Genomic DNA, 25,542 nt, shown 5'->3' on the forward strand with positions numbered 1-25,542 from the left:
CCTCTTAAATTATGCAATAACTTTCACTTTAAAATTCCGCAACCGCAAAGCATTAGTCACTACCGAAAGCGAACTAAAAGCCATTGCTGCACCAGCGATAATCGGATTGAGCAACCAGCCAAAAATCGGGTACAAAATGCCAGCGGCGATCGGGATACCCGCGATGTTGTAAATAAAGGCAAAAAACAGATTTTCGCGGATGTTCCGCATCGTGGCGCGGGAAAGTTGAATTGCTGTAACTATGCCTTGCAAATCGCCGGAAATTAAGGTAATGTCGCTGGCTGCGATCGCCACATCAGTGCCGGTACCGATCGCAATTCCCACATCCGAAGCGGCCAAAGCAGGAGCATCGTTAATCCCGTCTCCCACCATCGCTACAATTTTGCCTTCTCCTTGCAGCGCTTGGATTTGAGCTGCTTTTTGGTCGGGTCTAACTTCGGCAAAAATCCGAGTAATTCCTACCGATTGGGCGATCGACTCCGCAGTCGCGCGGTTATCCCCAGTCAGCATGGCCACCTCCAAACCGAGTTTTTGCAGCGCTTTCACCGATCGCGCCGACGAAGGTTTCAGAGCATCCGCAATGGCCAGAATTGCCTCAATTTTGCCCTCTACAGCCATCCAAACCACCGTTTTGCTCGCAGCTTCAAAAGCTCGCGCGCGCAGCTCCAGATATTCAGTATCGCAGCCTAGTTCCTGCATCCACCTGAGGCTTCCCAGGGCGATCGACTTTCCCCCCGAAACCCCTCGCACGCCGCTCCCCACCACAGCCTCAAAATCCTGAATATCTGTCAACTTCACCTCTTGAGATTGAGCGTATTTAACCACAGCTTCCCCTACAGGATGCTCCGAATTTCGCTCTACAGACGCCGCCAATTGCAGCAACTTTAACTCATTGCTCTGGGCCGTTCCTTTAATTGTCACAAAATCAGTAACAGTCGGCTTACCTTCCGTAAGCGTTCCAGTTTTATCTAACACAATAATTTGAATTTTGTGAGCCAATTCTAAACTATCGGCTCCTTTAATTAAAATTCCATTTTCTGCACCTTTACCCGTGCCAACCATCACAGCAGTCGGAGTCGCCAAACCCAAAGCACAGGGACAGGCAATAATCAGCACTTCCACCATTGTCACCGTCGCCAAAGTGAAGTTACCCATCGCGTTAAACCAAATAATAAAAGTAGCTAAAGCGATGGCAATTACTACAGGAACAAACCAGCCCGTCACTTGGTCTGCTAACTTTTGAATCGGTGCTTTTGAAGCTTGGGCATCCTGCACCATCTTGACAATTTGAGCTAAAAATGTATCTTTGCCAACTCTGGTAGCGCGAAACCGAAAGCTGCCTGTTTTGTTAATTGTCGCTCCAATAACTTCATCGCCAAGTTGTTTTTTAACAGCCAAACTTTCCCCCGTAACCATTGCTTCATCTACCGTCGAAGCACCTTCAATCACTTCTCCGTCAACGGGGATTTGCTCGCCCGGACGCACCTGCACAATGTCACCAATTGCCACTTGGGCGATGGGTACTTCTAACTCTTCTCCGTTGCGAACGATCCGAGCAGTTTTTGCTTGCAAACCCATGAGTTTGCGAATTGCTTCCGAAGTCTCTCCCTTCGCTCTATTTTCGAGGTTTTTTCCCAACAAAATTAACGCTATCACGCTGGTGGCAACTTCGTAGTAAACGCTAGGATTCAAACCTTGCGAGGTAAATAAACCGGGCAAAAATGTCACAAATACCGAATAAAAGTAAGCAGCACTTGTCCCCAAAGCAATCAGGGTATCCATTGTGGCGACGCGCCGTTTTAACGATTTCCAAGCCCCCACATAAAACGATTTACCGCACCAAAACTGTACTGGTGATGTCAGCACTAATTGCAACCAAAAATTGTGCAGCCATGCGGGAATGAATGGCAGGTGCCAGCCTGTCATGGTTGGAATGCCGCCCAAAACCAGTATAATGCTGATGCTGCCTGCGATCCAGAGTTTTCGCTGCAAGTTTTGAGATGCGGATTTGCGATCGGCTTTTTCTGCATCATCCTCTGCCATTTCTTGCAGGGGCAAAGCTTCGTATCCCGCTGCATCAACAGCTTCTTGAATGATTGTTAAGTTGGTTTGCTTCGAGTCATATTGGATGGTTGCTTGTTCCATGCCAAAATTGACGCTGCACTCAATTACGCCGGGGACAGATTTAATTGCTTGTTCGATAGAGGAAGCACAAGCAGCACAACTCATGCCCCGCAATTTAAGTGTGAGATTGTCCATAAATGCCCTCCTAAATTAGAAAATGAGCTTCTGGGTTCAAATAATCCCAAAAAACGGGTGCATCTGGGTTTGGCGAATACATCCGTAGGGGCGAAGCATGACCGCAGAAAATATGGGATGATAACTGATAATTTATATGCGGTCATGCTTCGCCCTCTTCAAAAACCAGATGCACCCCAAAAAACGGATACAAGCGGCCGCAGGGCTGTAGTAGAGAATCAAAAAAATGAGACTCTTATTCAATCTCCCAGATTCATCTGTAGAGTAATATTATGTCCTGTAAATTACCATAATAAAAACGGTTTGTAGTGAGGACTTCAGTCCTCATAATTCAGAGGACTGAAGTCCTCACTACAAACAAATCTTATCATGGTCGTTCTCTGCGGACATGATATAAATCTAAAATCTAAAATCTAAAATCAACTGGCTGGATAGCCAGCAGATGCGATCGCTTTTCTAACTTCACTTTCCGGCTTAGCCGTTTGAATCGCGACCAATTTTGTCTTGATATCTGCCTCAACAGCAGCGCCTGAGTCAATAGCTTGGACTGCTTTTGTGATTGTATTCACACAAGCCGAACAAGCCATTTTGGGAATTTTTAGCTCTAAAGTCATAATTGTGGAACCTCAGCAGAAACTACTTTGCTTCGGGTGCAGCGACCTGTGCAAGGCAAATATGTTTGTAGGGGCGAAGCATGACCGCAGTGAAAATAAGATTATAACTAATAACTTGTATGCGGTCATGCTTCGCCCTCTTCAAAAGTGAAATGCACCCGAAGCTTCATAGATGAATTAACTCCATTGTAAAGTCTCCAGTTAGCAGGAGAGTCAAGGGGAAATTCCAAATTAATTATTAAGTTTTAGTGAAATTCATGCTTTATCTAATTGATGGCACGGCAAGATTTATTTACCAGAAAGAATCGGTTGAAAGCCCCAAGCTTTTTTGGGAGAAATTAAAATCAGACTATTCATTACTCCAATCCTCTTCCTTCTAGGTAAAGGTCGCTGTCAACTGTCAACTGTCAACTGTCAACTGACAACTTCGACTCAAGAATTTCATGCCAATTTCATTTATATGTGAGAAACTGAATAAACCTGGGAGTTTTAAGGATATAAAATCTATGAAACCAATTTCATTAAAAACAGGCTTGGCAGCGCTAATCTTGACCGCCACAGCCACCGCAACCAGCGGAATTCTAGCAGCTTGTTCAAAATCTCCTACCAGCCCAACTCAAGCCCCAAATGTTACCGCAACAACCCAAGCGAACAACAAGCAAGACGCGGCACAAAGTGGCGGCATGGGTGGTATGAATCATGGCATGAATCACAATATGTCAATGGATTTAGGCCCGGCTGATGCCGACTACGATTTGCGATTTATTGATGGCATGACAGTACACCATCAAGGTGCTGTAAACATGGCGAAAGAGGTGCTCAACAAGTCAAAGCGCCCGGAAATGAAAAAACTAGCTAATAACATTATTGCCGCTCAAAACCGCGAAATCAATCAAATGAAAGAGTGGCGAAAAACTTGGTATGCCAAAGCCGACAGTACGCCAATGGCTTATCACGCTCAAATGAATCACATGATGCCAATGACTCCCGAACAAATGCAAGCCATGATGATGAGCATGGATTTAGGAGCGGCTGATGCTGAATTTGACCTCCGATTTCTGAATGCGATGATTCCCCACCACGAAGGAGCTTTAGTGATGGCTGAAGATGCGTTGCAGAAGTCGAAACGGCCGGAAATGAAGAAATTATCTCAAGAGATTCTGACTTCGCAAAAGCAAGAGATTGAGCAAATGAAACAGTGGCGCCAAGCTTGGTACAAAAAGTAGTGACGGGGCGGATAAATTAATTGCAATAGACTTCTTGCAAAAATAGTTAGGACGCTGCTCTGAGCAACCTCCCAAAAAAATCTTTTTTCTTGTGGGATGGGCTTCTAGCCCGTCCCAAAATTTGATTAAAAGGACTTTTGTAATCTTGTCTAATATCTGTAGATACTGTCTTGATTTTTTAGGGTAGCTAGAGTATAATTGGAGTCGCACGGCTTTGGGGTTTTATAAATCCAAAAAGCCTTCGATCCCGAATTATTTGAGCGCTACTCCTTGACAGTTCCAGACAGTATCTACAATCCGATCGCAATTCTATGAAACGAGCAGTATTTCTCGACCGCGATGGCGTTCTCAATATCGAAGCTGGCTACATTCACAAACTAGAAGATTTGCATTTAATCCCCGGCATAGCTGAAGCTGTACGCCGTTTAAATGACAGACAAATATTTTGCTGTTTGGTTTCCAATCAATCGGGGCCGGCGAGGGGTTATTATCCTGTGGCCCACGTAGAAAATTTGCACAAACGCCTGTGTTTGTTACTAGAAAATGAAGCCGGAGCGAGGTTAGATGCTCTTTATTATTGTCCTTACTTGAGTGCAGCAGAAGGCGGAACAAATCCAGAATTTACCCGGTACACGACTTGGCGAAAACCGAATACGGGGATGTTGGTAGCGGCGGCTTGGGAACACGATTTGGATTTGGCGAATAGTTTTATGGTGGGGGATAAAGCGACGGATGTCGATATGGCTCACAATGCCGGTTGTACTGGTATTTTGGTGCAGACTGGTTACGGGGAAAGCGTGTTGAGTGGCGAGTATCAGCACCATACTAAACCTGATTTTATTGCTGCAAATTTAGCTGCGGGGGTTGAGTGGATTTTGCAACATTTTGATTAGTGGCATCGGAATTGATATTACCCACAGCGGTGGGTGAGCACAGTTGAACCACGTCTGACACGGCACTGCCGTGTCCCTACAATAAATGCTTGCGATGGTTACATCTCTCATCAAGGGTTCATGATTATTTTGGGGTAGGGAAACGGCATTGCCGTGTCCTCCGTTACCTGGCATTTAAGTCTTTGACAATTCAGCCTTAGAGGAAAGGGCTACGTAAGGAAGCGCGACTGTAAAGGTAGTACCAACCCCGAGTTTGCTTTCGCAGGCGATCGCACCTCCTTGCAAATCCACAGCTTTTTTAACAATCGTCAATCCCAAACCGTTACCTTTAATCTTTCCACTATTCTTGCAACGGTAAAACATTTCAAATATTTTCCCTACTTCGGTTTCTGGGATGCCCATACCTTCGTCTCGGATGCGAATAATTAGTAAAGGAGAGTTAATATTTTTAAATGGGGAATTGGCAAACAAAGACTGAGTAGACAAGCAGAAAATAGCTTCTTTGTCTCCCTCGCCTGGTTGACGGCATTCCAATTCTAAGGTTATTTGCCCGCCGTCGGGAGAATATTTTATGGCGTTGACGATTAAGTTAGAAATAATGCCGTGCAGCAATTGTTGATCTAACATCGCGCTGGTAACGGCAGACGGGCTGAATCTTAGTTTGTGTTTGGCTTCATGTCCTAACTGCAATTGATCCAGCAAATCTTGACAAAATTCGAGTAAATTTATCGGTAATGGATTGCATTTGAGTCTCCCTGCTTCTGCTCGGCCCATGAACAGCATATCCTCGATTAGCTGGTTCATCTTTTGGGTAGCTGAGTGCACTAGGCGCAGGGTTTTGACTTGAGATTCGTCACTGCTGCGAGTGCGATCGAGTTCTAGGAGCTCGGCAGAGATTAAAATCGTGTTCAGCGGGTTCCGCAATTCGTGGGCAGCCATTGATATATACTGGTTTTGGCGGTGCGCTTTTTCTTCCACCGACTCTCTGGCTGCTTCCGAAGCTTTGAGAGCTGCTCGCATTTTGGTTTCGATTTCGTGCCTGTGGAGCGCAATCTCGATCGCCACCCGCAAATCATTTTGTTGAAATGGTTTGATAATGTAGCCGAATGGGTCTGTAATTTTCGCTCTTTGCATCGTTTTATCGTCGGCATAAGCTGTTAAAAATACTGTCGGTATATCTATCTTCTTTCTAATTTTTTCTGCGGCTGTCACGCCGTCCATCTCACCTTTAAGCACGATATCCATCAGCACTAAATCTGGCGGACTTTCGTCTACTTTTTCTAGAGCTTCTTCTCCTGAAGCAACAATAGCTGTTACTGCATAACCCAGCTTTTTTAATCTGCCTGCTATGTCCTGAGCTACAATTATTTCATCTTCTACTACCAATATTTTTATAGGATTCATATTTTTTTCTTAAATGCGACGCCGATAATTTAACTCAAGGAAAGTAATATGGTAACAAGTTCCGCACTCAGTGTCAATAACCAGATTTCCTTCTAATTGCTGAGTTAACATCCGCACTAATCGCAATCCTAATGTTTCGCTACTTTCCACATCAAAGTCCGCCGGAAATCCGCTGCCGTCGTCTTGAATACTTAAATGAAATTCTGGGAAATTACTTTCATTAAAATTAATACTAATTTCTCCCGATAAACTTTGACCAAAAGCATACTTTAAGGAGTTTGAAACCAGTTCATTAATGATTAAACCGCAAGGAATTGCCGTTTCTATATTTAAATATATGGAATCAACATTGAGATTGAATTTGATAGAAGTGTTACCACAACCAAAAGATTGATACAAATTAGCAATCAAGTTTTCAACGTAAGGGGGGAGGTGGATTCGATCGATATTTTCCGATTGATAAAGTTGCTCGTGAATCAGAGCCATTGAATGGATGCGGGTTTGGCTTTCTTCAAATAAAGCAAGCGTCGGTTCGTCTTCAATGTATTGAGCTTGAAGTTGCAGCAGGCTGGAAACTACCTGCATATTATTTTTGACTCGGTGGTGAATTTCTTTGAGCAATACTTCTTTTTCGCGGAGTGCCGCTTGGATGCGGGCCTCGGTCAATTTGCGATCGCTAATATCTTCGCAAATACCCGCCAGCCGATAAATTTTGCCCGCTTCGTCATAAATGGGAAAAGCTCGATCGCACACCCAGCGAATTGTGCCGTCAGGCAGTACAATCCGATATTCGATACTGGTGAACTCGCCCTGCAACACTTGCGGAAGTCCCTCTTGCAGCAAATGTATATCCTCTGGATGCACCCACTCCATCCATTTTATCGGCTCGGCATACAATTCTTCGCGACTGCGCCCCCAGATTTGTTCGTAAGCTGGGCTCAGATATAATAAATCGGTAAAATCAGCAGAAACTAGCCAGAAGGAATCTTGGATATTTTCTGCAAGCTGGCGGAAGCGTTCTTCACTTTCACGGATCGCTTTTTCTGCCTGTTTTGCTTGGCTGATATCTTCTGCAATCCCAACAACGCGGTAAATTTCACCACCTTGATTTCTAATCGGAAAAGCCCGATCGCGAATCCAGCGAATTTCGCCGTCTGGCCTGACAATGCGATACTCAATCTCGTCTTCAGCTAGAACTTGTTTAGTGAATGTAGCAATCACCCGAGCGCGATCTTCTGGATGGAGTGACTCTGCAAAAAAGCGCCCGCAAGCATACAAATCAGCACTGCTTCTCCCCCAAATTTTTTCGTAACCCGGACTGACATAAATAAATTCTTGGGGGTGAACGCCTACCATCCAAAACACGCTTTCAATATTTTCTGCTAGCTGTCGAAACCTTTCTTCGCTTTCCTTCAGTGCTGCTTCAGCTTTTTTGCGATCGCTAATATCTTCTATGACTGCTACATTGTAAATTGCTCCGCTCAACGGTTCTTGGACGAGGGAAACAGTGATATTTACCCAAATTAAAGAACCATCTTGGCAAACCAAGCGTTTTTCCATGTTGAAACAGTCAATTTCCCGGTCAAACAATCTGTTATTTTTTTCCCTGTCCGGCTCTAGATCTTCACAGTAACTGACATCCATCCAAGTTCCGCACAGCAACTCTTCCGCAGTATATCCCAAAATATTACAGAACTTTTGGTTGACTCGCAAATAGCGACCATTTTTATCGCAATGAGTAATGCCGACTGCTGCTTGTTCGACGGTTGCGCGAAAACGTTCTTCGCTATCTCTAAGGGCAGCTTCTGCTTTTTTGCGATCGCTAATATCGCGCTGCACCCCAAAATACCCGGCAATTCTGCCCTGGGAATCGTCAATGCAAATATAATCGCCTTCCACCCAAATTAGCTCACCATCAAACTTGCGATTGTCATTTTCGATGTGAATTCTGCCAGCATCAAAAAATTGCCTAATAATTTCTCTGTCACCAGCCAAGTTGTGGAACAAGAAAGAGTTAAGCGTCACGCCAATAAACTCTTCCCTAGTAGCTCCGTATTGAGCGATCAAAGCATCATTTGCCTTCGTTACCCGCCCGTTAGAAAATACGTAATCCAAAACTTTTTCTTTGTCAGAGGTATCGTCCCAGTACACTGGTTCGTCCAGCATCATAAAGAAAAAACCATCTAAAGATTGAGAAAAAAACAATTCTAGCTGTTCCTGACTTTCCCGCAAAAATTCTTCGGTACGCCAGCGATCGATAATTTCTTCCCGCAAGTGTTGGTTAGCTATTCTTAAATCTTCAGTACGCTTGTGATATTTTATTTCTAGCTCATTTTTAAGGCGTTGCAGCACGAATTCTGACTGTTTTTTTTCTGTAATATCTTGAGTAACTACCATGCCTGCAAAAATTTCTGCCTGGTCGTTTTTGACTGGAGAAACTGTTGTTGAATAAAATCGATCGCGATATTTATATTCAAAATTATTCTCTTCTCCTGCTAAAGCTGCGCGATATTTGGTCTCAAAAAATTCCAAATCTTCTGGCGGCGATATTTCCGACAAGGTTTTGCCTTCCACCAGTTCTTTGGACAAACCAACTACCGCCAAACCTTGACCGTCAACCAAAATATAGCGCAAATCAGAATCGAACAAAAATACCGATCCATTCGGATAATGCTTGATCAGAGTTCGGTACATTTCCTGGCTTTTTTCAAGAGATGCGATTAACTCAATTCGCTCTAGGGCAACTCGCTTGTGTTCAGTAATATCTATAACAATACCGAGAGTTTGTTTCGGCGAACCGTCAGAGTTTCTCAAGAAAACAATATCTCTGCCCATAAACCAGCGCCATTCACCCCGAGCATTTCTCAGCCTGTACTCGCACTCAAATATTTCGCCGTCCTTGAGTGTTGATATTTTTGCTTGGATTTCCGGGATTTTTAGCAAATCATCGGGGTGCATAATTGTGGGAAAAAGTGCGTCTCCTAACTGTTGAACTTGTTCGGAGGAATAGCCGAGAATTTGGTTAACTTGGTTGTTGGTATAAATATTTCGATTTTCAGTAATATCGTAAATGTACGCAAGGCCTGGAAGTGCTTCGGTTATACTGTGAATAAACTTTTGATTTTCTCGGAGAGCGGCATCTGCCTCAATTCGCTCGGTGATATCTTGGGCAACTCCGACTATTTGTTTTGGCCTGCCGTCAGGAGTGCGAGAAAAAATTGCGTGCCGATCGTGAAACCACCGCAATTCGCCGCTAGGGTGCTGAATTCGGTACTCTGTTTCCAGGATTTCTCCATCTTTAGCTACGGCTATTTCTGTTTCGACATGAACGCTAAGTTTCTCTATATCTTCAGCATAAACTAGCAAAGAAAGGGCATCGTTTCCCATTTCCTGAACTTGTGCCGCCGTGCAACCATAAAACTCGGCGATGTAGCGATTTCCATAGAGATTGCGGTTTTCTATGAGGTCGTAAATGTATAAAACACCGGGGGTAGTATCAGCCACCCTTTGCATAAATTCTTGATTTTGTCGGAAAGAAGCTTCTGTTTGAGTTAGCTCAATGATATCTCTTTTCAGTTGTGCTTCTAATTTGCGCCGCAATTCTATTTCTTCCTGCAAATTCTCTTCGAGTTGCCGAATTTTTTCTTTTTGCTCTGCGACTAGCGCTTCGCAGGTGGTGAGGGCGCGATCGATCTCTGTGGGCTCACTACACATAGTAAGTTCTTAATTTGCAGTTGCGGACTATAGTTGTGTCTAGCCTAACATTAGAAGGATCCAGTCTTGACTGCCAACTAGCACCATTTCACACAAAATTTACAAATATATTAAGTTTTGCCCAGAAAATGCCTGCTGATTGAGATTATTCCCATTTTCTGCCTTCTTCGCTTTGTGAAATTGAAATGTGAAATTGACCGCAGCCAGACAAAAGATTTATTACCTTCTGCTTTGTTACCAGAAAGAATTGGTTGAAAGCCTCTGGGTTTGGCGTAGAAATTAAAAGAAGACGATTCATTACTCCCATCCTCGGACTGACCGGAAGAGGTCGCCCTCAAGCGGTCAACTGTCAACTGTCAACTGTCAACTGTCAACTGTCAACTGTTGAAACATAGCGGCTTTCATTTCGGAACTCCGGCGGTCAAAACTTCATGACTGTCAATTGTCACCAAAACATCATCTTCAATTCTCACACCTATACCGCGCCATTTTTCAGGAACCTCCGGCTGTCCTTCAACGGGTTTAATATAAGGAGAAATATAAATCCCCGGTTCCACCGTCAGAACTTGTCCTGCTTGCAAAAGTTGCGGATTTTCGCCGTACTGATAAACACCGACATCGTGCACGTCCAATCCCAGCCAGTGACCAGTGCGGTGCATATAAAATGGCTTGTATTTCTCCTCTTTAATTATCTCTTCAATGTCGCCCACCAAAAGTTTTAAATCCATTAAACCTTCCACCAAAACGCGCACTGCGGTTTCGTGAATTTTGCTGTAAGGATTTCCCGGATATACTTGACTAATTGCTTGGGTTTGTGCTTGCAAAACTAAGTCGTAAATTATCTGTTGTTCGGCGGTGAATTTGCCGCTGACGGGAAAGGTGCGAGTAATGTCGGCATTGTAGTAGCCGCAAGCACAACCGGCATCTATTAGCAGCAAATCATTTTCCTGCATTTGGCGGTTGTTTTCGATGTAGTGGAGGACGCAGGAATTGTAACCGGATGCAACAATTGAAGGGTAGGCGGGGGTGCCGCCGTTCATGCCGAAAATATGTTCTATTTCTGCTTGAATTTCGTATTCGTATCTGCCTGGTTTGGCAAATTCTCGGGCGCGGTTGTGGGCGGTAACTGAGATATTAGCTGCTTTTCGCATTAATGCTAATTCTGTTTGGCTTTTTACCAGCCGCATCGGGTGTAATATGATGTTGGAATCTTCGATCGCAGTGGGGCCTGTACCGCGTTTGGGGTAAGTTCGCATCAAGCTTTGCCAGTGGTTGAGGACTGTTTGGTCGAAATTGCGATCGCGCCCGAAGTGATAATATATGCGATCGGCTTTTTCTAAATATTTTGGCAATTTTTCGGCAAGTTCGGCGATCGGAAACGCTTCATCCGCGCCGTACAAGGCTTTGGCGCCTTCAATTCCAGCGCGATAACCGTGCCAAGTTTCTTTTTCCAAGTCTTTTGGCTGCACAAACAAAACAAATTTGTGTTCTTCGTGGTGTGGTGCGAGCACTGCTACCGCCGCAGCTTCGTTGAAACCAGTTAAATAGAAAAAATCGCTATCTTGTCGGTAGGCGTATTCAACATCGTTGTGCATGACGGCTGCGGGCGCGCTGCGAAATATTGCTGTCCCGCTGCCAATTTTTGCCATTAACTGTTCGCGTCTTTGCCGGTATTCGATGGGGTTGGTCATCCGATTTTAGATTTTAGATTTTAGATTTTAGATTGCAGCCTACACAAGTATAGGGTGCGCGGTTAACTAGCCGTAGGGTGCGTCAGGGGGGAGAATTTTTGAGTAGGTACAAAACATATTCAGCCCCCTGACGCACCCTACAATAATTACTATTCATTACTCTAATCTTCTTCCTTCCAGGTAGAGGTCGCTATCCCCGGTCAACTGTCAACTGTCAACTGTCAACTGTCAACTGACAAGTATAGTCAACCATCCGAGACAAAGATGAGTTGCGATCGACTAAAGTCCACCTCGGATCGAAATTTGACCAATTTTCGCCATCTTGGCTAACTCTGACAGTTCTAAACTCTCGCTGCTTGCAGTTAACTTCCATCTGCACCCGCATTTTCTCGTTACTAAACTGCTGAGTTCCTAAAACTGTTCTGACAGGATAAGAGGGAGCACCGGGAAAATTGGATTTACTTAATTTTACGCTGCTGGGGTCAATGCAAATATCTACAAAACATCTTAATTTTTCGGCGCGGGCGCTCAAAGTATTGAGGGGAATAAAAATTAAAGTAGCTAGAAACAAGCTTGACAAATTATTGATTTTATGGGTGACAAATTTATTGTTCATCTGGGTTAATTTACGTTAATCTACTGTTGCTATTTTACAAACAAACTCGGCGGTTGAAACCGCTCCTACACAAACAAAACCCGCCTGCGCGGGTTGAATTTCTTCAGTCCGCGGAGGCGGACTTTGTTTGTGCGATCGTAAACTCAGCGAATTCTATTCGCCCTGAATATTTTCCGTGAAGATTAGCTTTTTAAAGCTGAGGAACGTATTGTTCTTTTTCAGGAACAAAAGTGTATTCAGAGACGATTAGGCGCAACTCTTCGCCGTCGATGGTTTCTTTTTCGATTAACAAATCGACTAGCCGATCGACTACGGTACGATTGTCGCGAATAATTTGGCGCGCTTCGTCATAACAACGATCGACAATCGATCGAACTTGTCCATCAATGCGAGAGGCAATTTCTTCGGAATATTCCGATCGCGCGGTGTAGTCCCTGCCGAGGAAAATTTCGCTTTGTTGAGCTTCTAGGGCGATCGGGCCCAAGGTAGACATCCCGTAGCGAGTAACCATTTGGCGGGCCATACCGCTGACTTGCTGCAAGTCGTTGCCGGCACCGGTGGTAACTTCAGCGTCGCCGAAAACTACTTCTTCGGCTGCGCGGCCGCCCAATGCACCGCTAATCCGGGCTAGGATTTGGGATCTCGAAATCAAACCTTGGTCTTCGCTGGGCATAAACCAAGTTAAGCCGCGGGCTTGTCCGCGAGGAACTAAGGTAACTTTTTGGACGGGATCGTGGGCTTGAATGACTGTGCCGACGATCGCGTGGCCGATTTCGTGGTAAGCAATCAAGCGTTTGCTCTTGCTGTCTACCAGCGGTGTACCTTCCATACCTGCGACGACGCGATCGACTGCATCGTCAATTTCCAGCATCGTAATCGCATCTTTGCGCCGTCTTGCTGTCAAAATGGCAGCTTCGTTGAGCAAGTTAGCCAAATCAGCACCGGTAAAACCGGGAGTGCGGCGGGCGATCGCATCCAAAGAAATCTCCTCAGACAGCTTCTTGTTGCGCGCGTGAACTTCAAGAATTTCCAACCTGCCCTTGATATCCGGTGTATCAACGCTAACTTGGCGGTCAAAACGTCCCGGACGTAGCAACGCCGAGTCGAGCACGTCAGGGCGGTTCGTAGCAGCAATGATGATGATGCCTGTATTGCCCTCAAAACCGTCCATTTCGGTCAGCAACTGGTTCAGGGTTTGTTCCCGTTCATCGTTACCGCCACCGATACCGGCGCCGCGCTGGCGGCCCACTGCATCGATTTCATCGATAAAAATTATACAAGGAGCATTTTCTTTAGCTTTCTTGAACAAGTCGCGGACGCGGGATGCGCCAACACCGACAAACATTTCGACAAATTCTGAACCGGAGATGCTGAAGAAAGGGACGGCGGCTTCACCTGCGATCGCTTTTGCCAGCATGGTTTTGCCGGTTCCGGGAGGGCCTACTAGCAGCACGCCTTTCGGAATCTTGGCGCCGACTGCGGTGAAGCGTTCGGGTTTTTTGAGGAAAGTCACGACTTCGGCAAGTTCTTCTTTGGCTTCTTCTACGCCTGCTACGTCGTCGAACAGTACGCCTGTTTTAGCTTCCATTTGAAAGCGTGCTTTGGATTTGCCAAAATTCATGGCTTGGCCTGGGCCCCCCGGCACGTTGCCGCCGCGGCGGAACAGGAAGAACAGCCCTCCTACTAATAAGAGAGGAAATACTAGATTGCCTAACACTCCCCAGATGGCGCCGTCGTTGCGGAGGGGGTGAGTGTCGAAGCTAATTTTGGAATCTCTGAGTCTAGAAACGAGTTCAGGAGCATTTGACGGCAAGTCTACCCGCCACCGCTGCTCGTGATTGTCCAGTTCGGGATCGACGGCTAGGATGATCGCAGTGCGGCCTCCGTCGTATAAATCAACACTGGTGACTCGATCGGCGTTTAAGTAATCTAAGAATCTACCGTAGCTCAGGCGGGTGCTGGCGGTGTTCTTGCTCATTTCTGCCGGGGACGCGGCGAAGGCTCCCTGCCACAGGAAAAAGCCGATGACTAGGGCGGGTAAAGTCCAAAGTAGTATAGTTTGCCAAGAAATTTTCATAAATGCGGGTGCCTTGAATTGGGGATAGATCGGGTAAGCTGGCGGTCTCGGATTAGTGTGACAAAAGTTTACACTCAGAATCTTTACTAAATTTAACTTAACAATGCACGATCGGGCAAGATGCCGGCGATCGTCGCGATCGAGAAAAAGTTAGCTTAGTTACGGTAAGGGCGATCGTCCCGAATATAATGTTTGGTGCTGATTTCAATACCGATCTAGGTAGAGTTAGAAGAATCGCCTCAAAACCCACTGTCTTTAAGCGCGGCAGTGTCCAGGGATAAGGCATGATAATGGTGAGGCTCAGTGAGGTAACACATTTCAATGACAACTAGACAGCTTGTTCCTAATTCGGCTATGCTGACGCAGCAGACTAAGATCGCTTCTCACAAATCGATTATTAGTGCTGATTTGGGTCGTACAGCAACTAAAGCTTGCGTGAGTCGCAACCCAAATGGTGTTGTTTTCATCCCTGCCAACGTGGCTACTATGCCCGTGGAAAAGGTGCGGGGCGGCAGCTTTGAGTCAAAAGCAACAGACCCTCTGTTGGATATGTGGCTGGAGCACCAGGGCAAGGGGTACGCCATCGGCCAACTGGCCGCTGACTTTGGCGCTAATCTCGGTGGGGCTGACCAGTCGAAAGTAGTAGATGCTTTGGTTAAGGTTTTTTCCTGTGCTGGATATTTCCAGATGAAGGGCGAAATGGCAGTAGTGCTGGGTTTGCCTTTTTATTCGCAGGATCAGTTTGAGAAAGAAAAGGAAGAGATTATCAGCCAACTGCGCTCTCCCCACGTTGTGGTATACCGCGGCGAGCGTTTGGAAATTGATATTCGCCACGTTTGGGTGATGCCGGAAGGATTCGGCAGCCTGATTTGGTGCGAAGCTCAAGACAACAAGGAGTTTACGCCGGAGTTGCCGGAACTGTCGGTGGCTGTGGTCGATATCGGACACCAAACTACCGATTTGTTAATGGTCGATCGTTTCCGGTTCGCCCGAGCGGCTTCTAAGAGCGATTCCTTCGCCATGAACAAATTCTACGAACAAGTTGCCTCAAAAATTCCGGGGGCAGACCCTCAATCCCTGTCTTTATTGGAAGGGGTGAACAAACCCGAAGGGCAGCGTTTCTACCGTCCTAGAGGAGCGACTAAGCCGACTAATTTAGATCCGATTATTAAGGATTTGCGGGAGGCTTTCGCTAACGAACTGTCCGAACGTTTGGTACAGTGGTTGCCGGAACGGGTGACGGACGTAGTTCTGACTGGCGGTGGCGGCGAATTTTTCTGGGAGGTACTCCAACCTTTGCTGAAAGACGCCAATCTTAAGGCTCACTTGGCTCAGCCTTCTCGGAAAGCTAATGCTTTGGGACAGTTTATTTATGCTGAGGCTCAGCTAGCCACGATAAAGTAACGCATTAAGGCTTGAACCCTATGGCACTGTGGGCAAAAAATAAGGCGAATTTCTCGGTGGCGTTTACGGAAGATGCTGCCGATCAAACTTTGCTGGCGGCTATTGAAAAAGAGTTGGCTTTTACGAAGTATCAGACTTTCAGCAATCTCTGCAAGCAAGCTTTGTGGCAGTTTTTGTCTGTATCTGAGTCTGCTAGCTCTACAGATAGCTCTGAGCGGTTGGAACAGCGTATTGCTGAACTTGCGGTCAGATTTGCTGAGTTTGAGCGCAATGTTTCTGCTGAGGAATTAAGCCGTTTGGAAGGACTGGAACATCACCTGAGTCAATTGGGCGCGCAGTTGGATCAGTTGCAGGGGAGTGTTGACAGTAAGTTTGCTCAAGTTTCTTTTGCCCAAGTTTCAAAAGTAGTAGAGCCTGATCCGATCGAGTCTGAGTCTGTAGCGAATGATACAGTTTCTGATGCTGAGGTTCCTCCTCGTCGGGAGTCCGATCCTTTATTGGAGCGTTTAAGTTCTTTGTTACCGCAAGATTTCTAGAATGAGGTAGAGCAAGGCTAAAAAGCCTTGAGATGTGATGTTAGTGGCCCGCTGTTGGCAGCAGGTACTGAATAAATAAACAAAGCGATCGCTCTTTTGAAAAAAAGGGCGATCGCTTTGTTATTAGTTATTGGTTATTAGTTATTAGTTATTAGTTATTGGTTATTAGTTATTGGTTATTTGTTATTTGCTGTTGGTTATTTGTTATTTGCTGTTGGTTATTGGTTATTTGCTGTTGGTTGTTGGTTGTTGGTTATTGGTTATTTGCTGTTGGTTATTGGTTATTTGTTATTTGTTATTGGTTATTTGCTGTTGGTTATTGGTTATTTGTTATTTGTTATTGTTATTTGTTATTAGTGCGAGCGTCCCCGCTCGCGTATTGTACAATACGCGAGCGGGGACGCTCGCACTATACATAAATGCAAAACTGAGATGCTCACATTCCCAATTCCCAATTCCCAATTCCCAATTCCCAATTCCCAATTCCCAATTCCCAATTCCCAATTCCCAATTCCCAATTCCCAATTCCCAATTCCCCCCAATTCCCAATTCCCAATTCCCAATGCCCAATTCCCAATGCCCAATTCCCAATTCCCAATTCCCAATTCCCAATTCCCAATTCCCAATTCCCAATTCCCAATTACCTCGATATTATTGGATCAATCCTAATTTTTGCAAGCGCGAACGAATGGCAACAGGTTGTCGCTGAAATTTCTGAGCTAATTCACTAACTTCTTGGCAGTTTGCATATTCTTTCTGTAAATTCTCATCTTCCTCGCGACTCCACTTTACGTAAGCCCTGGGATATTTCTGGCGAATTTTCTCATTCTGGGTTTTAGATCGATCGGCATTTTTGGACTCAGCATTCACACCAGAACCTAACGGTTGGTTAATTTCCCCGCCGCGACTAGCTACAGCCTCCTCCACGCGGGTGGGAATCACAGCAATTTCTTGAGCAAGCTGAGCCAAAGCATTATCTACTTGTTGCTGAAGTTCTGTTAGCTGTCGCTGCTGCAAATTTCCCCATTGCGGCAGTTCGTTGATAAACTCCTGCAAGTCCAGAATGATTGTTGTCAAAGTTTCGACTTGTTGCAACTCAGGCCGTTGTTTGAATTGGCGGCTGGTGATTTCGATCTCGCTTTGAATCATTTTAATAGTTTTTTCTAAAATTATGATCCGCTGGCGCAGGTTCTCAATTGCTGAAATTATAGAGTGGGAATTTTCTGCCTGGCCAACATTGAGATTTTCGCGAGATGTTTGGGCAAGAGCTGTATCTAAAGAACTTACAGCAAGTTGTAATTGCTCGATCGCCCGATCGCTCGTAGTGGCTTGTTGGTTTACGCGATCGAACACTGCCGCGGTACTTGTTTTAACTTGCCCGCGAAACTTCTGGCGGTTCACAAAATTAAAAAAGAGCGAAATTACTACAGGAACTTCGACATAAATGCTCTGCTGCAAAACCAAACTAGCAGCCAATCCTACAGCCGAGGCAGCAAGAAAGATTAATTCAGCAGTTTCTAACAAATTGCTCGATTTGGGATTTTGAATTTTGGTTGATGAATTAGGTGATGACATAGATTAATTGGGAATTGGGAATTGGGAATTGGGAATTGGGAATTGGGAATTGGGAATTGGGAATTGGGAATTGGGAATTGGGAATTGGGCATTGGGCATTGGGAATTGGGAGGCTGTACATCACGGAATTTAAAATTACTATGGGTTTTTAATTTATGCGAATCTAATTAAATATATTATAATTGCAAAATTAGTCGAGCTAAAGTGAAATAAATTAAGACTCCGAGGACATCAACTGCGGTGGTAATAAAAGGAGCAGACATTAAAGCGGGGTCTAAACCCAAAGAACGAAAGAGAAACGGCAGAGCTGAACCGGCAATAGAAGCTAAAATTGCGATCGCCAGCAAACTCACCCCCACCGCGATTGCCACGGCTAAATTCCCTTGCAGAGTGTAAGCCCACCCCGTCGCTACCGTCCCCAATATAGCGCCTAGGAGCGCTCCCGCCATCCCCTCACGCACAATTACTTGAAAGGGGCCCATGGCTGTAATTTCATCAGTATTCAAACCGCGAATTACCACAGTTGAGGACTGGGCTCCGACATTGCCTCCAGTGCCAGTCAGCAGCGGAATAAAGGCTGCTAGGGCGACTACTTGGTGCAAAATATCTTCTTGAGCTCTAATAATTGCTCCGGTGACAGTGTTGGTCAACAGCAGAACAAACAGCCATACGACCCTTTTGCGGGCGACGGTGATTAAATCGGTCTGAAAATAATTGTCGCCGCCGGACTGGACGCCACCCAAGGTATAAATATCTTTGGCAGCTTCTTGTTCTAAAATGTCGATCGCGTCGTCAACTGTAATGATCCCCACCAGACGCTGTTCGCGGTCTACAACGGGCACAGCTAAAAAATCGTAACGCTGGATCAACCTAGCTACTTCTTCTCGATCCGTTCCCGTTTGCACAGAAACTACCTCGCGGGTCATAATTTCGCCGACAGTTTTGTCGAGGGGAGAAGTGACTAAATCCCGCAAGGATAAAATGCCACTCAACCTTCGCGCCGCATCAGTGACGTAAAGAGAATAAATGGTTTCGGTAGTTTTAGCTAAAGAGCGAATTCTGTCTAAAGCTTGAGCAACGGTAAAGCTTTCTTTGAGAGAAATGTATTCTGGGGTCATAATCCGACCGGCGCTACTGGCTTCGTAACCCAAGAGTTGGGCCGTAGCTTCGCGTTCCGTTGGGCTCAATTCACCTAAGAGGCGGCGGACTAAGATGGCCGGCAGTTCGTCAAATAGTTTAGCTCGATCGTCCGGGGACATTTTGTCTACAATATCGATGACTTCTTGGCGTTTGAATTTTTCGCACAGAGACTGCTGAACGCTGGAGTCGAGATATTCGTAAACTGCGATCGCTTCGTCTTTAGAAAGCAACCGGAAAGCTATTACTTGCATGGTTTCCGGCAGGCCTTCGATAGCTTCAGCGATGTCTGCTTCCTGCACCGGCTGCAAAATCGCTTTTGCTCCTTGAAAGTCTCCTTGTTCCAACAAAGCCTTTAACTGCGATCGAACTAATTCCCGCAGTTCTTTTCGCGCGTAGGTGGGTAGAGAAGACGATTGATAATTGTTTTCTGTCACTGATGACCCTCCTCATGCAATTTTAGATTTTAGATTTTAGATTTTAGATTTGGGATTTGGGATTAAAGAATTGCGAATGACTTACTGAGTCAGCAGATTTGAACTTGACCTACAGTTGCATTTTTGTGGTAACTGGTATCAACCTGTGCTGCACGCCTTCCTGAATCCAGTTTATAGCCTATTGACACCACTGGTTGCAGTTATTATGATTTACACGGGCAGCGCGAGCAACCGAATTTTTTGGCAGATGCGGCAGCACCAAAACCAAGCTGTATTGTCGAAACCGAATTTCTTGGTATGATGTTTTCGAGCTAGTGCAACAGAGTGTGAGTTCGGGAGAGTGCGATCGATTACCGATTATTAATTACCAATTACCAATTACCAATTACCAATTACCAATTACCTCATCGCCTTTGAGAATGGGTATACTGTCAACCCTTCGGCTTCGCTCACGGCAAGCTGTCAACTGCCAACTGTCAACTATCAACTGCCAACTGCCAACTATCAACTGTCAACTGTCAACTGCCAACTGTCAACTATCAACTGTCAACCGACTTAAACCAATAACTGGTATTTTTCTTGTGCCAAACGGTAAAGTGGGCGCCACACCAAACGGTTAGTCAATACAACCAACAGCGACATCACAGAAGTAGCCGCTAACAGTAAAGGAAAATTACCCGATGCCGTTGCTTCAGAAATGGTCTCGCCCAAACCGCTCGTTCTAATTATTTCACCTTTAAACTGCACGTATTCGCTGACAATACTCGCATTCCAAGCTCCGCCAACCGCCGTAATAATTCCTGTGATTAAATAAGGGAATATTCCCGGCAAAATTAAAGTTTTCCAGCGTTGAATTAGGGAAAGTTTGTAAACTTGCGCGGCTTCAAATAACTCCGAAGGTATGGCTTGAGCGCCCGCAATCACATTAAACAGCAAATACCACATTGTACCCAACATCATCAGCGCTACAGAACCAATTTGCAACCCGCCTCCAGCGTGAATTAGAGCTAGTAGCAATACGGGAAATAAAGCCGTTGCTGGTACAGAAGCGGCTATTTGCACTAAAGGCTGCAAAATCTGAGCTAAACGCGGATTTCGACCGATCGCCACTCCGACAGGTACAGTCCACAACAGCGATAAAAATAGCGCGCAAATGACTCGCAAAGCCGTAAAAAATGCACCTCCCACGACTTTTTGCCAATCAGATACACTCAGGAACCTCAGCAGCAGTAAGGCTTCCCAGGTTCCCCAAAGGACGATCGCAGCAAACCCGCTGACAAACAGCCAATTGATCCAATTGCCGAGGCGGCTTTGTGCGCGAGGACTGGTTGGTAAATGAGCAGGTGCAAAACCTCTTGCCGCATAGCGATCGAAACTGTCACCTACGGGCGATATGCGCGACTTCAACACCCGCAGCGTCGCCGATCGCCTTAAAAAATCCAACACCTTGGACTGCGGTACATTGGTCGCTTCTACGGCTTGATATTTAAACTTTTCCACCCAAGCAATCAAAGGCTGCCAGATGAAAAAATCTATGGCTACAATCACACCAATTAATACTGCTAAACCCCAGCCGATCGCCCCAAAATTGCCTTCATTAGCTGCCTTGCCCAAATAGGAACCGAGTCCGGGCAGATGAAAGTTTTTAGCACCCAAGGTAAAAGATTCGATCGCAATCAAAAAGAACCAGCCACCAGCCACTGACATGACGCTGTTCCACACCAGCCCGATCGCACCAGCGGGCAATTCTAACGTCCAAAATTGTTGCCAAGCATTCAGCCGATAAACTTGAGCAGCTTCCTTGAGTTCTTGCGGAATGCCGGATAGGGACTGATAGAAACTAAAGGTCATATTCCAAGTCATTCCAGTGAATATTAAGATAATCGATGCGAGTTCTACGCCGATTCTTTGACCGGGAAATAATGTAACTAGCGCTAAAACTACTCCGGGCAAAAAGGATAAAACTGGAATCGACTGTAAAATATCTAATAAGGGAATTAAAATTTTTGCTGCGAGAGGAAAGCGGTAAGCTGAATAAGCATAAACTAAGGTAAATAGCAAGGATAAAAAATAGGCTGCTGTCATGCGTAAAAGAGTCTGGGCTGTATACCCTGGCAATACATTGAGGGTGGTCTCAATTTTAAAGTTTGGGTTGTAGTCACTGTTGAATTGAGAAGCTGTTTGGACTATTACTAGAATTAGAGAGAAGATTGCTAGAATTAGCAAGCCGTCTTGCCAAGTCCAAGTCGATCTTTCTAATGTTTTATTGGCGGGTGTTAGGGGTCTTGTCATAATAATTAGTTATTGGTAATTGGTAATTGGTAATTGGTAATTGGTAATTGGTAATTGGGCATTGGTAATTGGGAATTGGGAATTGGGAATTGGGGATTGGGGATTGGGAATTGGGAATTGGGAATTGGGGATTGGGCATTGGGAATTGGTCAGTTACTATTGTTATTAGTTATTAATTATTAGTTGTTAGTTGTTGATTCTAATGACTAATAACCAGTAACCAGTAACCAGTAGTCAGTAACCAGTAACCAGTAACCAGTAACCAGTAACCAGTAACCAATGACTACTGACTACTGACTACTCATTTTTAGGTTCTTCGGATTCTAGAAATATTTCGCCTCCTGGTTCGTCGTAGCTGTACAACTCTGCATAACGACCCCAGTCAATCGCAGTTTTTAATTGCCGCATTGCTTCTTGGGGGCTAAAGTGGGCTTCGAGAATGTCCAAAATCAACTCTTCAGAAATGCGGTGATTTCGCTTAGACTGAAGCATTCGAGAAATTTGCTGTACTGCACGAATGTTGCTGAGGATTTGGGTGCGAACAATTTGTTTGCGCTGGTCAATTCCGCCGGCAATGAATTGAATTCCAACTGGTGTTAACAGGAGGTCGCCTTCTTGAATTACTAGGAATTCCATTAATTTGGCGGCTTCGACGATCGGCAAAATGTCGTCTACCTCTAACATTAATTCTTGACCGAGTCGGTAGAGGTCTTTTTCCTTGCGATCTTCCAGGAGTTCTAACAAACCTGCGATCGCACCTGTGCGTACTTGCGGCAGAGATTGGTATTTAGTGCTGGGGGCGGGTTGAGTCTGAGATACAGCAGTAGCGGTACTTTGAGTTGGTGCAGCCACTGTTTCGCAGCTTAACTCTGGATTCGTCAGAATTTTGTACACTTGGTCTACGAGGGCTTGGAATTCTGGAGTTTTGCGATCGCGGTAGTGCGGCAAAGTCACGGTTAGTTCGGCGCGAATTCGCCCGGGATTGCGGCCGAGGACTACAATGCGATCGGCTAAAATGACCGCTTCCTCAATCCCGTGAGTTACGATTAATACAGCTTGAGTCGGAATCTTTTTTTCTAGCCACAAATCTAATAACTCAAACCGCAAGTTTTCTGCGGTCAACACATCTAAGGCTGAAAACGGTTCATCCATGCACAGCAATTCCGGTTCTACCGCCAAAGCCCTAGCAAATCCCACTCGCTGCCGCATTCCGCCGGACAGTTCTTTCGGATAAGCATTTTCAAATCCGTCTAAACCGATAATATCAATCATTCGCAAGGCTTTTTGGCGGCGCGGTTCTGGCAAGTCTCCTTTAGCTTTTAATCCTAATTCTACATTTTCTAGTACCGTCAGCCAGGGATAAAGGGCAAAGTTTTGAAAGACAATTGCTATCCCAGGATTTAAGCCGACTAAGGGACGATTGTGATAGAGAACTTCACCATCGCTGGGGGGGATTAGTCCAGCAATCATCCGCATTAATGTAGATTTGCCAGATCCGGAAGGGCCTAGTAAAGCTACTATTTCGCCCGATCGCAGTTCTAAATTTATTGGCTCTAAAATAGATATTTGTTGACCGTTGGGCTGCTGGTAAGCCTTGCTGACACCTTTTAAGGTAATGAGGCACTCTGTTGCTATTTTAACTACCACAACTAAACTCCCTCGCTTGTTATTTAACTTTAGTTATTAGTCATTAGTTATTAGTCATTGGTCATTGGTCATTGGTCATTGGTCATTGGTCATTAGCCATTAGCCATTAGCCATTAGCCATTGGTCATTGGTCATTGGTCATTGGTCACAAACTTTTACAAACTGAAAACTGATATTTGTCCGCAGACACGAGTTTGCCTCCGTTGGTCTTAACATTGATTCTTGGGTTTCCATACGTATACCTCATAAACTCATTTTTAGCAATACCTGCTGACGGGAATGCTTCATTCAGTTGACAGTTGACAGTTGACAGTTGACAGTTGACAGCACTTGACAAAGGAAGGAAGAGGATTGGAGTAATGAATCCTCTTCTTTTAATTTATCGCGATCGGGCTTGGGGCTTTAAACCAATGCTTTCTGGTAAAATCTGCAAGATATCAATTAAAGCGGAATTGAGGAGCGATCGCCAAAACCTGGTCGAGCTGAAAAAAATTAATTTTTAGATTAATTTTAAAATTAATTGCTACAAGTGCTGATTTCATATAAATTATTTTTCATTAGACGAGCCGCAAGCCGGACACGGCATTGCAGTTTCCCTACAGATGCTCGATTAGTATTTTATCTATTTGCCAATTCGTGCTAAAATGCTGCCTAACTGAACGGCAATTACTCCTAGTATGGCACTGCCAGCCCAGTAAAAAGTGGCAAAGCTGTAAAAGCGATCGCGCAACAAGACATTTGTCTCTAAACCGTAAGTCGAAAAAGTAGTATAAGCCCCCAAAAATCCCGTTGCTATCATTAACCGCACCTCCGACGGAACCGTCGGCACCCGTTCAAAAATCAGGGTGATAAAAAATCCCATAGCCAAGCAACCGGTGATGTTGATAAAAAAAGTTCCGTAGGGAAAAGCCGTTCCGAAACGGTTGGCAAACCACAAGGTGATATAATACCGGCTCAATGCGCCGACAATGGCACCGAAACTAATTGCGATCGGGTGGCGGAGATTCGGGTCTTGCAGCATCAAAGGATTTTAGATTTTAGATTCAGCGGACTCATCTAAACTATTGTATGATTAAAAGGGCGATCGCCCTTTTAAAAATTATAGAGAGTATGTATGCAAATTGTGCTGGCTGCCGTAGACGATAACTTAGTTAGAGCGTGGGAAAGCACTTGTGGCAATATCGAGAATGTCAAGATACATCGCGGTTCAATCTTTGATGTGAAATGCGATGCGATTGTGAGTCCAGCGAATAGTTTTGGCTTCATGGACGGCGGCTTAAATTTAGAGATTGCTGAATATTTTGGAAGTCACGTTCCAGAACGCCTGCAAAAACTAATTCAGAGTCGCCATCACGGCGAACTATTGGTAGGATTAGCCGAAGTTGTCGATACCGATCATGACGAAATTCCCTATTTAATTGCTGCCCCAACCATGCGGGTTCCGACAATTTTAACAGAGACAGTCAATGTTTATCTAGCAACCAGGGCTATTTTAACTCTCGTAAAATTTGGCACGGTTCCAGACGGAACACCAGTCAAACATATCATTGAAACGATCGCGATTCCCGGCATGGGTACGGGCACAGGTAAAGTGCCACCCGATATCTGCGCGCATCAGATGCAAGTCGCGATCGCAGATATCCTCCTATCTCAATACCAATTTCCTAAATCTTGGCTGGACGCTCAAAAATCTCACCACTTGTTATATGCTGGCGATGCCGGACAGTTGTCGCTGGAAACTTGAAAGGCCCAAATCTCAAATTTCTACAGTGTTTAGCAACCGGGTTTCTTGGTAGTCTGTATTTTGAGGTGGAGCGATTTATCAGAAATTAAAGGGGTGCATCAGGTTTTTGAAGAGGGCGATCGCATGACCGCATATAAGTTATTAGTTATAATCTCATATTTACTGCGGTCATGCGATCGCCCCTACACACATATTTGCAAAACCCAGATGCACTCAACTAAAAACTAAAGTACGCTAAACCGTACCTGCAAGTTGGCGGTATCCTACACGCGAGCT

At 45.1% G+C, this 25,542-nt stretch carries 23 protein-coding genes; 8 read left to right on the plus strand and 15 right to left on the minus strand.

Annotated features, from left to right (window positions below; translation table 11 throughout):
* Nucleotides 1–9: 9 nt before the first annotated feature.
* On the minus strand, nt 10–2,259 hold the full coding sequence (locus JGK16_RS06945; protein WP_293190045.1) for a heavy metal translocating P-type ATPase: 2,250 nt from the start codon (nt 2,257–2,259) through the stop codon (nt 10–12).
* 419 nt (nt 2,260–2,678) lie between these two features.
* Nucleotides 2,679–2,873, minus strand: coding sequence for a heavy-metal-associated domain-containing protein (locus JGK16_RS06950; RefSeq protein ID WP_293177525.1), 195 nt, complete (start codon nt 2,871–2,873; stop codon nt 2,679–2,681).
* 506 nt (nt 2,874–3,379) lie between these two features.
* On the opposite strand from JGK16_RS06950, the gene JGK16_RS06955 reads away from it, so the two are divergent.
* Both JGK16_RS06955 and JGK16_RS06960 read left to right on the plus strand, forming a co-directional pair.
* Complete coding sequence (locus tag JGK16_RS06955; RefSeq protein ID WP_293177523.1) at nt 3,380–4,099, plus strand: DUF305 domain-containing protein; 720 nt, start codon at nt 3,380–3,382, stop codon at nt 4,097–4,099.
* Nucleotides 4,100–4,410: 311 nt separating this feature from the next.
* Nucleotides 4,411–4,992, plus strand: a complete 582-nt coding sequence (locus tag JGK16_RS06960; protein WP_293177521.1) for an HAD family hydrolase — start codon at nt 4,411–4,413, stop codon at nt 4,990–4,992.
* Nucleotides 4,993–5,166: 174 nt separating this feature from the next.
* Here JGK16_RS06960 and JGK16_RS06965 read toward each other — a convergent pair whose 3' ends face one another.
* The 7 genes from JGK16_RS06965 to JGK16_RS06995 all read right to left on the minus strand — a co-directional run bounded on the left by JGK16_RS06965 (nt 5,167) and on the right by JGK16_RS06995 (nt 14,780).
* On the minus strand, nt 5,167–6,396 hold the full coding sequence (locus JGK16_RS06965) for an ATP-binding protein (RefSeq protein WP_293190047.1): 1,230 nt from the start codon (nt 6,394–6,396) through the stop codon (nt 5,167–5,169).
* A 9-nt stretch (nt 6,397–6,405) separates the two neighbouring features.
* Nucleotides 6,406–10,110: a PAS domain S-box protein gene (locus JGK16_RS06970; RefSeq protein WP_293177517.1), complete on the minus strand. Its 3,705-nt coding sequence runs from the start codon at nt 10,108–10,110 to the stop codon at nt 6,406–6,408.
* 145 nt (nt 10,111–10,255) lie between these two features.
* A complete protein-coding gene (locus tag JGK16_RS06975; protein ID WP_293177515.1) occupies nt 10,256–10,408 on the minus strand; it encodes a hypothetical protein in 153 nt (50 codons plus the stop codon).
* Between the two features lie 103 nt (nt 10,409–10,511).
* Nucleotides 10,512–11,801 (minus strand): aminopeptidase P N-terminal domain-containing protein, encoded by a 1,290-nt coding sequence (locus JGK16_RS06980; protein ID WP_293177513.1) that lies wholly within the window; start codon nt 11,799–11,801, stop codon nt 10,512–10,514.
* Nucleotides 11,802–12,015: 214 nt separating this feature from the next.
* Nucleotides 12,016–12,417, minus strand: coding sequence for a hypothetical protein (locus JGK16_RS06985; RefSeq protein ID WP_293190049.1), 402 nt, complete (start codon nt 12,415–12,417; stop codon nt 12,016–12,018).
* A 190-nt stretch (nt 12,418–12,607) separates the two neighbouring features.
* Nucleotides 12,608–14,494 carry an ATP-dependent zinc metalloprotease FtsH2 gene (gene ftsH2 / locus JGK16_RS06990; protein WP_293177509.1) on the minus strand — a complete coding sequence of 629 codons (1,887 nt, stop codon included), beginning with the start codon at nt 14,492–14,494 and terminating at the stop codon, nt 12,608–12,610.
* Between the two features lie 97 nt (nt 14,495–14,591).
* Nucleotides 14,592–14,780 (minus strand): hypothetical protein, encoded by a 189-nt coding sequence (locus JGK16_RS06995; RefSeq protein ID WP_293202900.1) that lies wholly within the window; start codon nt 14,778–14,780, stop codon nt 14,592–14,594.
* A 35-nt stretch (nt 14,781–14,815) separates the two neighbouring features.
* Between JGK16_RS06995 and JGK16_RS07000 the strand changes: the two genes are divergently transcribed.
* Together JGK16_RS07000 and JGK16_RS07005 are read left to right on the plus strand one after the other, a co-directional pair.
* Nucleotides 14,816–15,898 carry a ParM/StbA family protein gene (locus JGK16_RS07000; protein WP_293155295.1) on the plus strand — a complete coding sequence of 361 codons (1,083 nt, stop codon included), beginning with the start codon at nt 14,816–14,818 and terminating at the stop codon, nt 15,896–15,898.
* Nucleotides 15,899–15,918: 20 nt separating this feature from the next.
* Nucleotides 15,919–16,434: a hypothetical protein gene (locus JGK16_RS07005; protein WP_293177507.1), complete on the plus strand. Its 516-nt coding sequence runs from the start codon at nt 15,919–15,921 to the stop codon at nt 16,432–16,434.
* A gap of 436 nt (nt 16,435–16,870) precedes the next feature.
* Here the strand turns inward: JGK16_RS07005 and JGK16_RS07015 are convergent, their stop codons facing one another.
* Nucleotides 16,871–17,074, minus strand: a complete 204-nt coding sequence (locus tag JGK16_RS07015; protein WP_293202902.1) for a hypothetical protein — start codon at nt 17,072–17,074, stop codon at nt 16,871–16,873.
* 11 nt (nt 17,075–17,085) lie between these two features.
* Nucleotides 17,086–18,009: a hypothetical protein gene (locus JGK16_RS07020; protein ID WP_293191833.1), complete on the minus strand. Its 924-nt coding sequence runs from the start codon at nt 18,007–18,009 to the stop codon at nt 17,086–17,088.
* 7 nt (nt 18,010–18,016) lie between these two features.
* Here JGK16_RS07020 and JGK16_RS07025 point away from each other — a divergent pair, with 7 nt between their 5' ends.
* Entirely contained in the window at nt 18,017–18,142 is a 126-nt protein-coding gene (locus tag JGK16_RS07025) for a hypothetical protein (RefSeq protein WP_293177499.1), read from the plus strand.
* Nucleotides 18,143–18,185: 43 nt separating this feature from the next.
* Here JGK16_RS07025 and mgtE read toward each other — a convergent pair whose 3' ends face one another.
* Together mgtE and JGK16_RS07035 are read right to left on the minus strand one after the other, a co-directional pair.
* Complete coding sequence (gene mgtE, locus JGK16_RS07030) at nt 18,186–19,583, minus strand: magnesium transporter (RefSeq protein ID WP_293155286.1); 1,398 nt, start codon at nt 19,581–19,583, stop codon at nt 18,186–18,188.
* Nucleotides 19,584–20,138: 555 nt separating this feature from the next.
* On the minus strand, nt 20,139–21,875 hold the full coding sequence (locus JGK16_RS07035; protein ID WP_293191836.1) for an ABC transporter permease subunit: 1,737 nt from the start codon (nt 21,873–21,875) through the stop codon (nt 20,139–20,141).
* A 40-nt stretch (nt 21,876–21,915) separates the two neighbouring features.
* On the opposite strand from JGK16_RS07035, the gene JGK16_RS07040 reads away from it, so the two are divergent.
* Nucleotides 21,916–22,044: a hypothetical protein gene (locus JGK16_RS07040; protein WP_293191838.1), complete on the plus strand. Its 129-nt coding sequence runs from the start codon at nt 21,916–21,918 to the stop codon at nt 22,042–22,044.
* A gap of 128 nt (nt 22,045–22,172) precedes the next feature.
* Here JGK16_RS07040 and JGK16_RS07045 read toward each other — a convergent pair whose 3' ends face one another.
* Nucleotides 22,173–23,522 (minus strand): nitrate/sulfonate/bicarbonate ABC transporter ATP-binding protein, encoded by a 1,350-nt coding sequence (locus JGK16_RS07045; protein ID WP_293177493.1) that lies wholly within the window; start codon nt 23,520–23,522, stop codon nt 22,173–22,175.
* Between the two features lie 359 nt (nt 23,523–23,881).
* On the opposite strand from JGK16_RS07045, the gene JGK16_RS07050 reads away from it, so the two are divergent.
* Nucleotides 23,882–24,025, plus strand: a complete 144-nt coding sequence (locus tag JGK16_RS07050) for a hypothetical protein (protein WP_293177491.1) — start codon at nt 23,882–23,884, stop codon at nt 24,023–24,025.
* Between the two features lie 119 nt (nt 24,026–24,144).
* Here JGK16_RS07050 and crcB read toward each other — a convergent pair whose 3' ends face one another.
* On the minus strand, nt 24,145–24,543 hold the full coding sequence (gene crcB / locus JGK16_RS07055; RefSeq protein WP_293177489.1) for a fluoride efflux transporter CrcB: 399 nt from the start codon (nt 24,541–24,543) through the stop codon (nt 24,145–24,147).
* Nucleotides 24,544–24,636: 93 nt separating this feature from the next.
* On the opposite strand from crcB, the gene JGK16_RS07060 reads away from it, so the two are divergent.
* Entirely contained in the window at nt 24,637–25,266 is a 630-nt protein-coding gene (locus tag JGK16_RS07060; protein ID WP_293191840.1) for a macro domain-containing protein, read from the plus strand.
* Nucleotides 25,267–25,542 lie beyond the last annotated feature (276 nt).

It is taken from the genome of Microcoleus sp. PH2017_09_SFU_O_A (assembly GCF_020738625.1).
Lineage (GTDB): Bacteria > Cyanobacteriota > Cyanobacteriia > Cyanobacteriales > Microcoleaceae > Microcoleus.

Excerpts from the sequence above, each read along its gene's own strand:
- JGK16_RS06945 (WP_293190045.1), bottom strand. The coding sequence starts at position 2,259 with ATGGACAATCTCACACTTAAATTGCGGGGCATGAGTTGTGCTGCTTGT.
- JGK16_RS06950 (WP_293177525.1), bottom strand. The coding sequence starts at position 2,873 with ATGACTTTAGAGCTAAAAATTCCCAAAATGGCTTGTTCGGCTTGTGTG.
- JGK16_RS06955 (WP_293177523.1), top strand. The coding sequence starts at position 3,380 with ATGAAACCAATTTCATTAAAAACAGGCTTGGCAGCGCTAATCTTGACC.
- JGK16_RS06960 (WP_293177521.1), top strand. The coding sequence starts at position 4,411 with ATGAAACGAGCAGTATTTCTCGACCGCGATGGCGTTCTCAATATCGAA.
- JGK16_RS06965 (WP_293190047.1), bottom strand. The coding sequence starts at position 6,396 with ATGAATCCTATAAAAATATTGGTAGTAGAAGATGAAATAATTGTAGCT.
- JGK16_RS06970 (WP_293177517.1), bottom strand. The coding sequence starts at position 10,110 with ATGTGTAGTGAGCCCACAGAGATCGATCGCGCCCTCACCACCTGCGAA.
- JGK16_RS06975 (WP_293177515.1), bottom strand. The coding sequence starts at position 10,408 with ATGAATCGTCTTCTTTTAATTTCTACGCCAAACCCAGAGGCTTTCAAC.
- JGK16_RS06980 (WP_293177513.1), bottom strand. The coding sequence starts at position 11,801 with ATGACCAACCCCATCGAATACCGGCAAAGACGCGAACAGTTAATGGCA.
- JGK16_RS06985 (WP_293190049.1), bottom strand. The coding sequence starts at position 12,417 with ATGAACAATAAATTTGTCACCCATAAAATCAATAATTTGTCAAGCTTG.
- ftsH2 (WP_293177509.1), bottom strand. The coding sequence starts at position 14,494 with ATGAAAATTTCTTGGCAAACTATACTACTTTGGACTTTACCCGCCCTA.
- JGK16_RS06995 (WP_293202900.1), bottom strand. The coding sequence starts at position 14,780 with ATGCCTTATCCCTGGACACTGCCGCGCTTAAAGACAGTGGGTTTTGAG.
- JGK16_RS07000 (WP_293155295.1), top strand. The coding sequence starts at position 14,816 with ATGACAACTAGACAGCTTGTTCCTAATTCGGCTATGCTGACGCAGCAG.
- JGK16_RS07005 (WP_293177507.1), top strand. The coding sequence starts at position 15,919 with ATGGCACTGTGGGCAAAAAATAAGGCGAATTTCTCGGTGGCGTTTACG.
- JGK16_RS07020 (WP_293191833.1), bottom strand. The coding sequence starts at position 18,009 with ATGTCATCACCTAATTCATCAACCAAAATTCAAAATCCCAAATCGAGC.
- JGK16_RS07035 (WP_293191836.1), bottom strand. The coding sequence starts at position 21,875 with ATGACAAGACCCCTAACACCCGCCAATAAAACATTAGAAAGATCGACT.
- JGK16_RS07050 (WP_293177491.1), top strand. The coding sequence starts at position 23,882 with ATGAATCCTCTTCTTTTAATTTATCGCGATCGGGCTTGGGGCTTTAAA.
- crcB (WP_293177489.1), bottom strand. The coding sequence starts at position 24,543 with ATGCTGCAAGACCCGAATCTCCGCCACCCGATCGCAATTAGTTTCGGT.
- JGK16_RS07060 (WP_293191840.1), top strand. The coding sequence starts at position 24,637 with ATGCAAATTGTGCTGGCTGCCGTAGACGATAACTTAGTTAGAGCGTGG.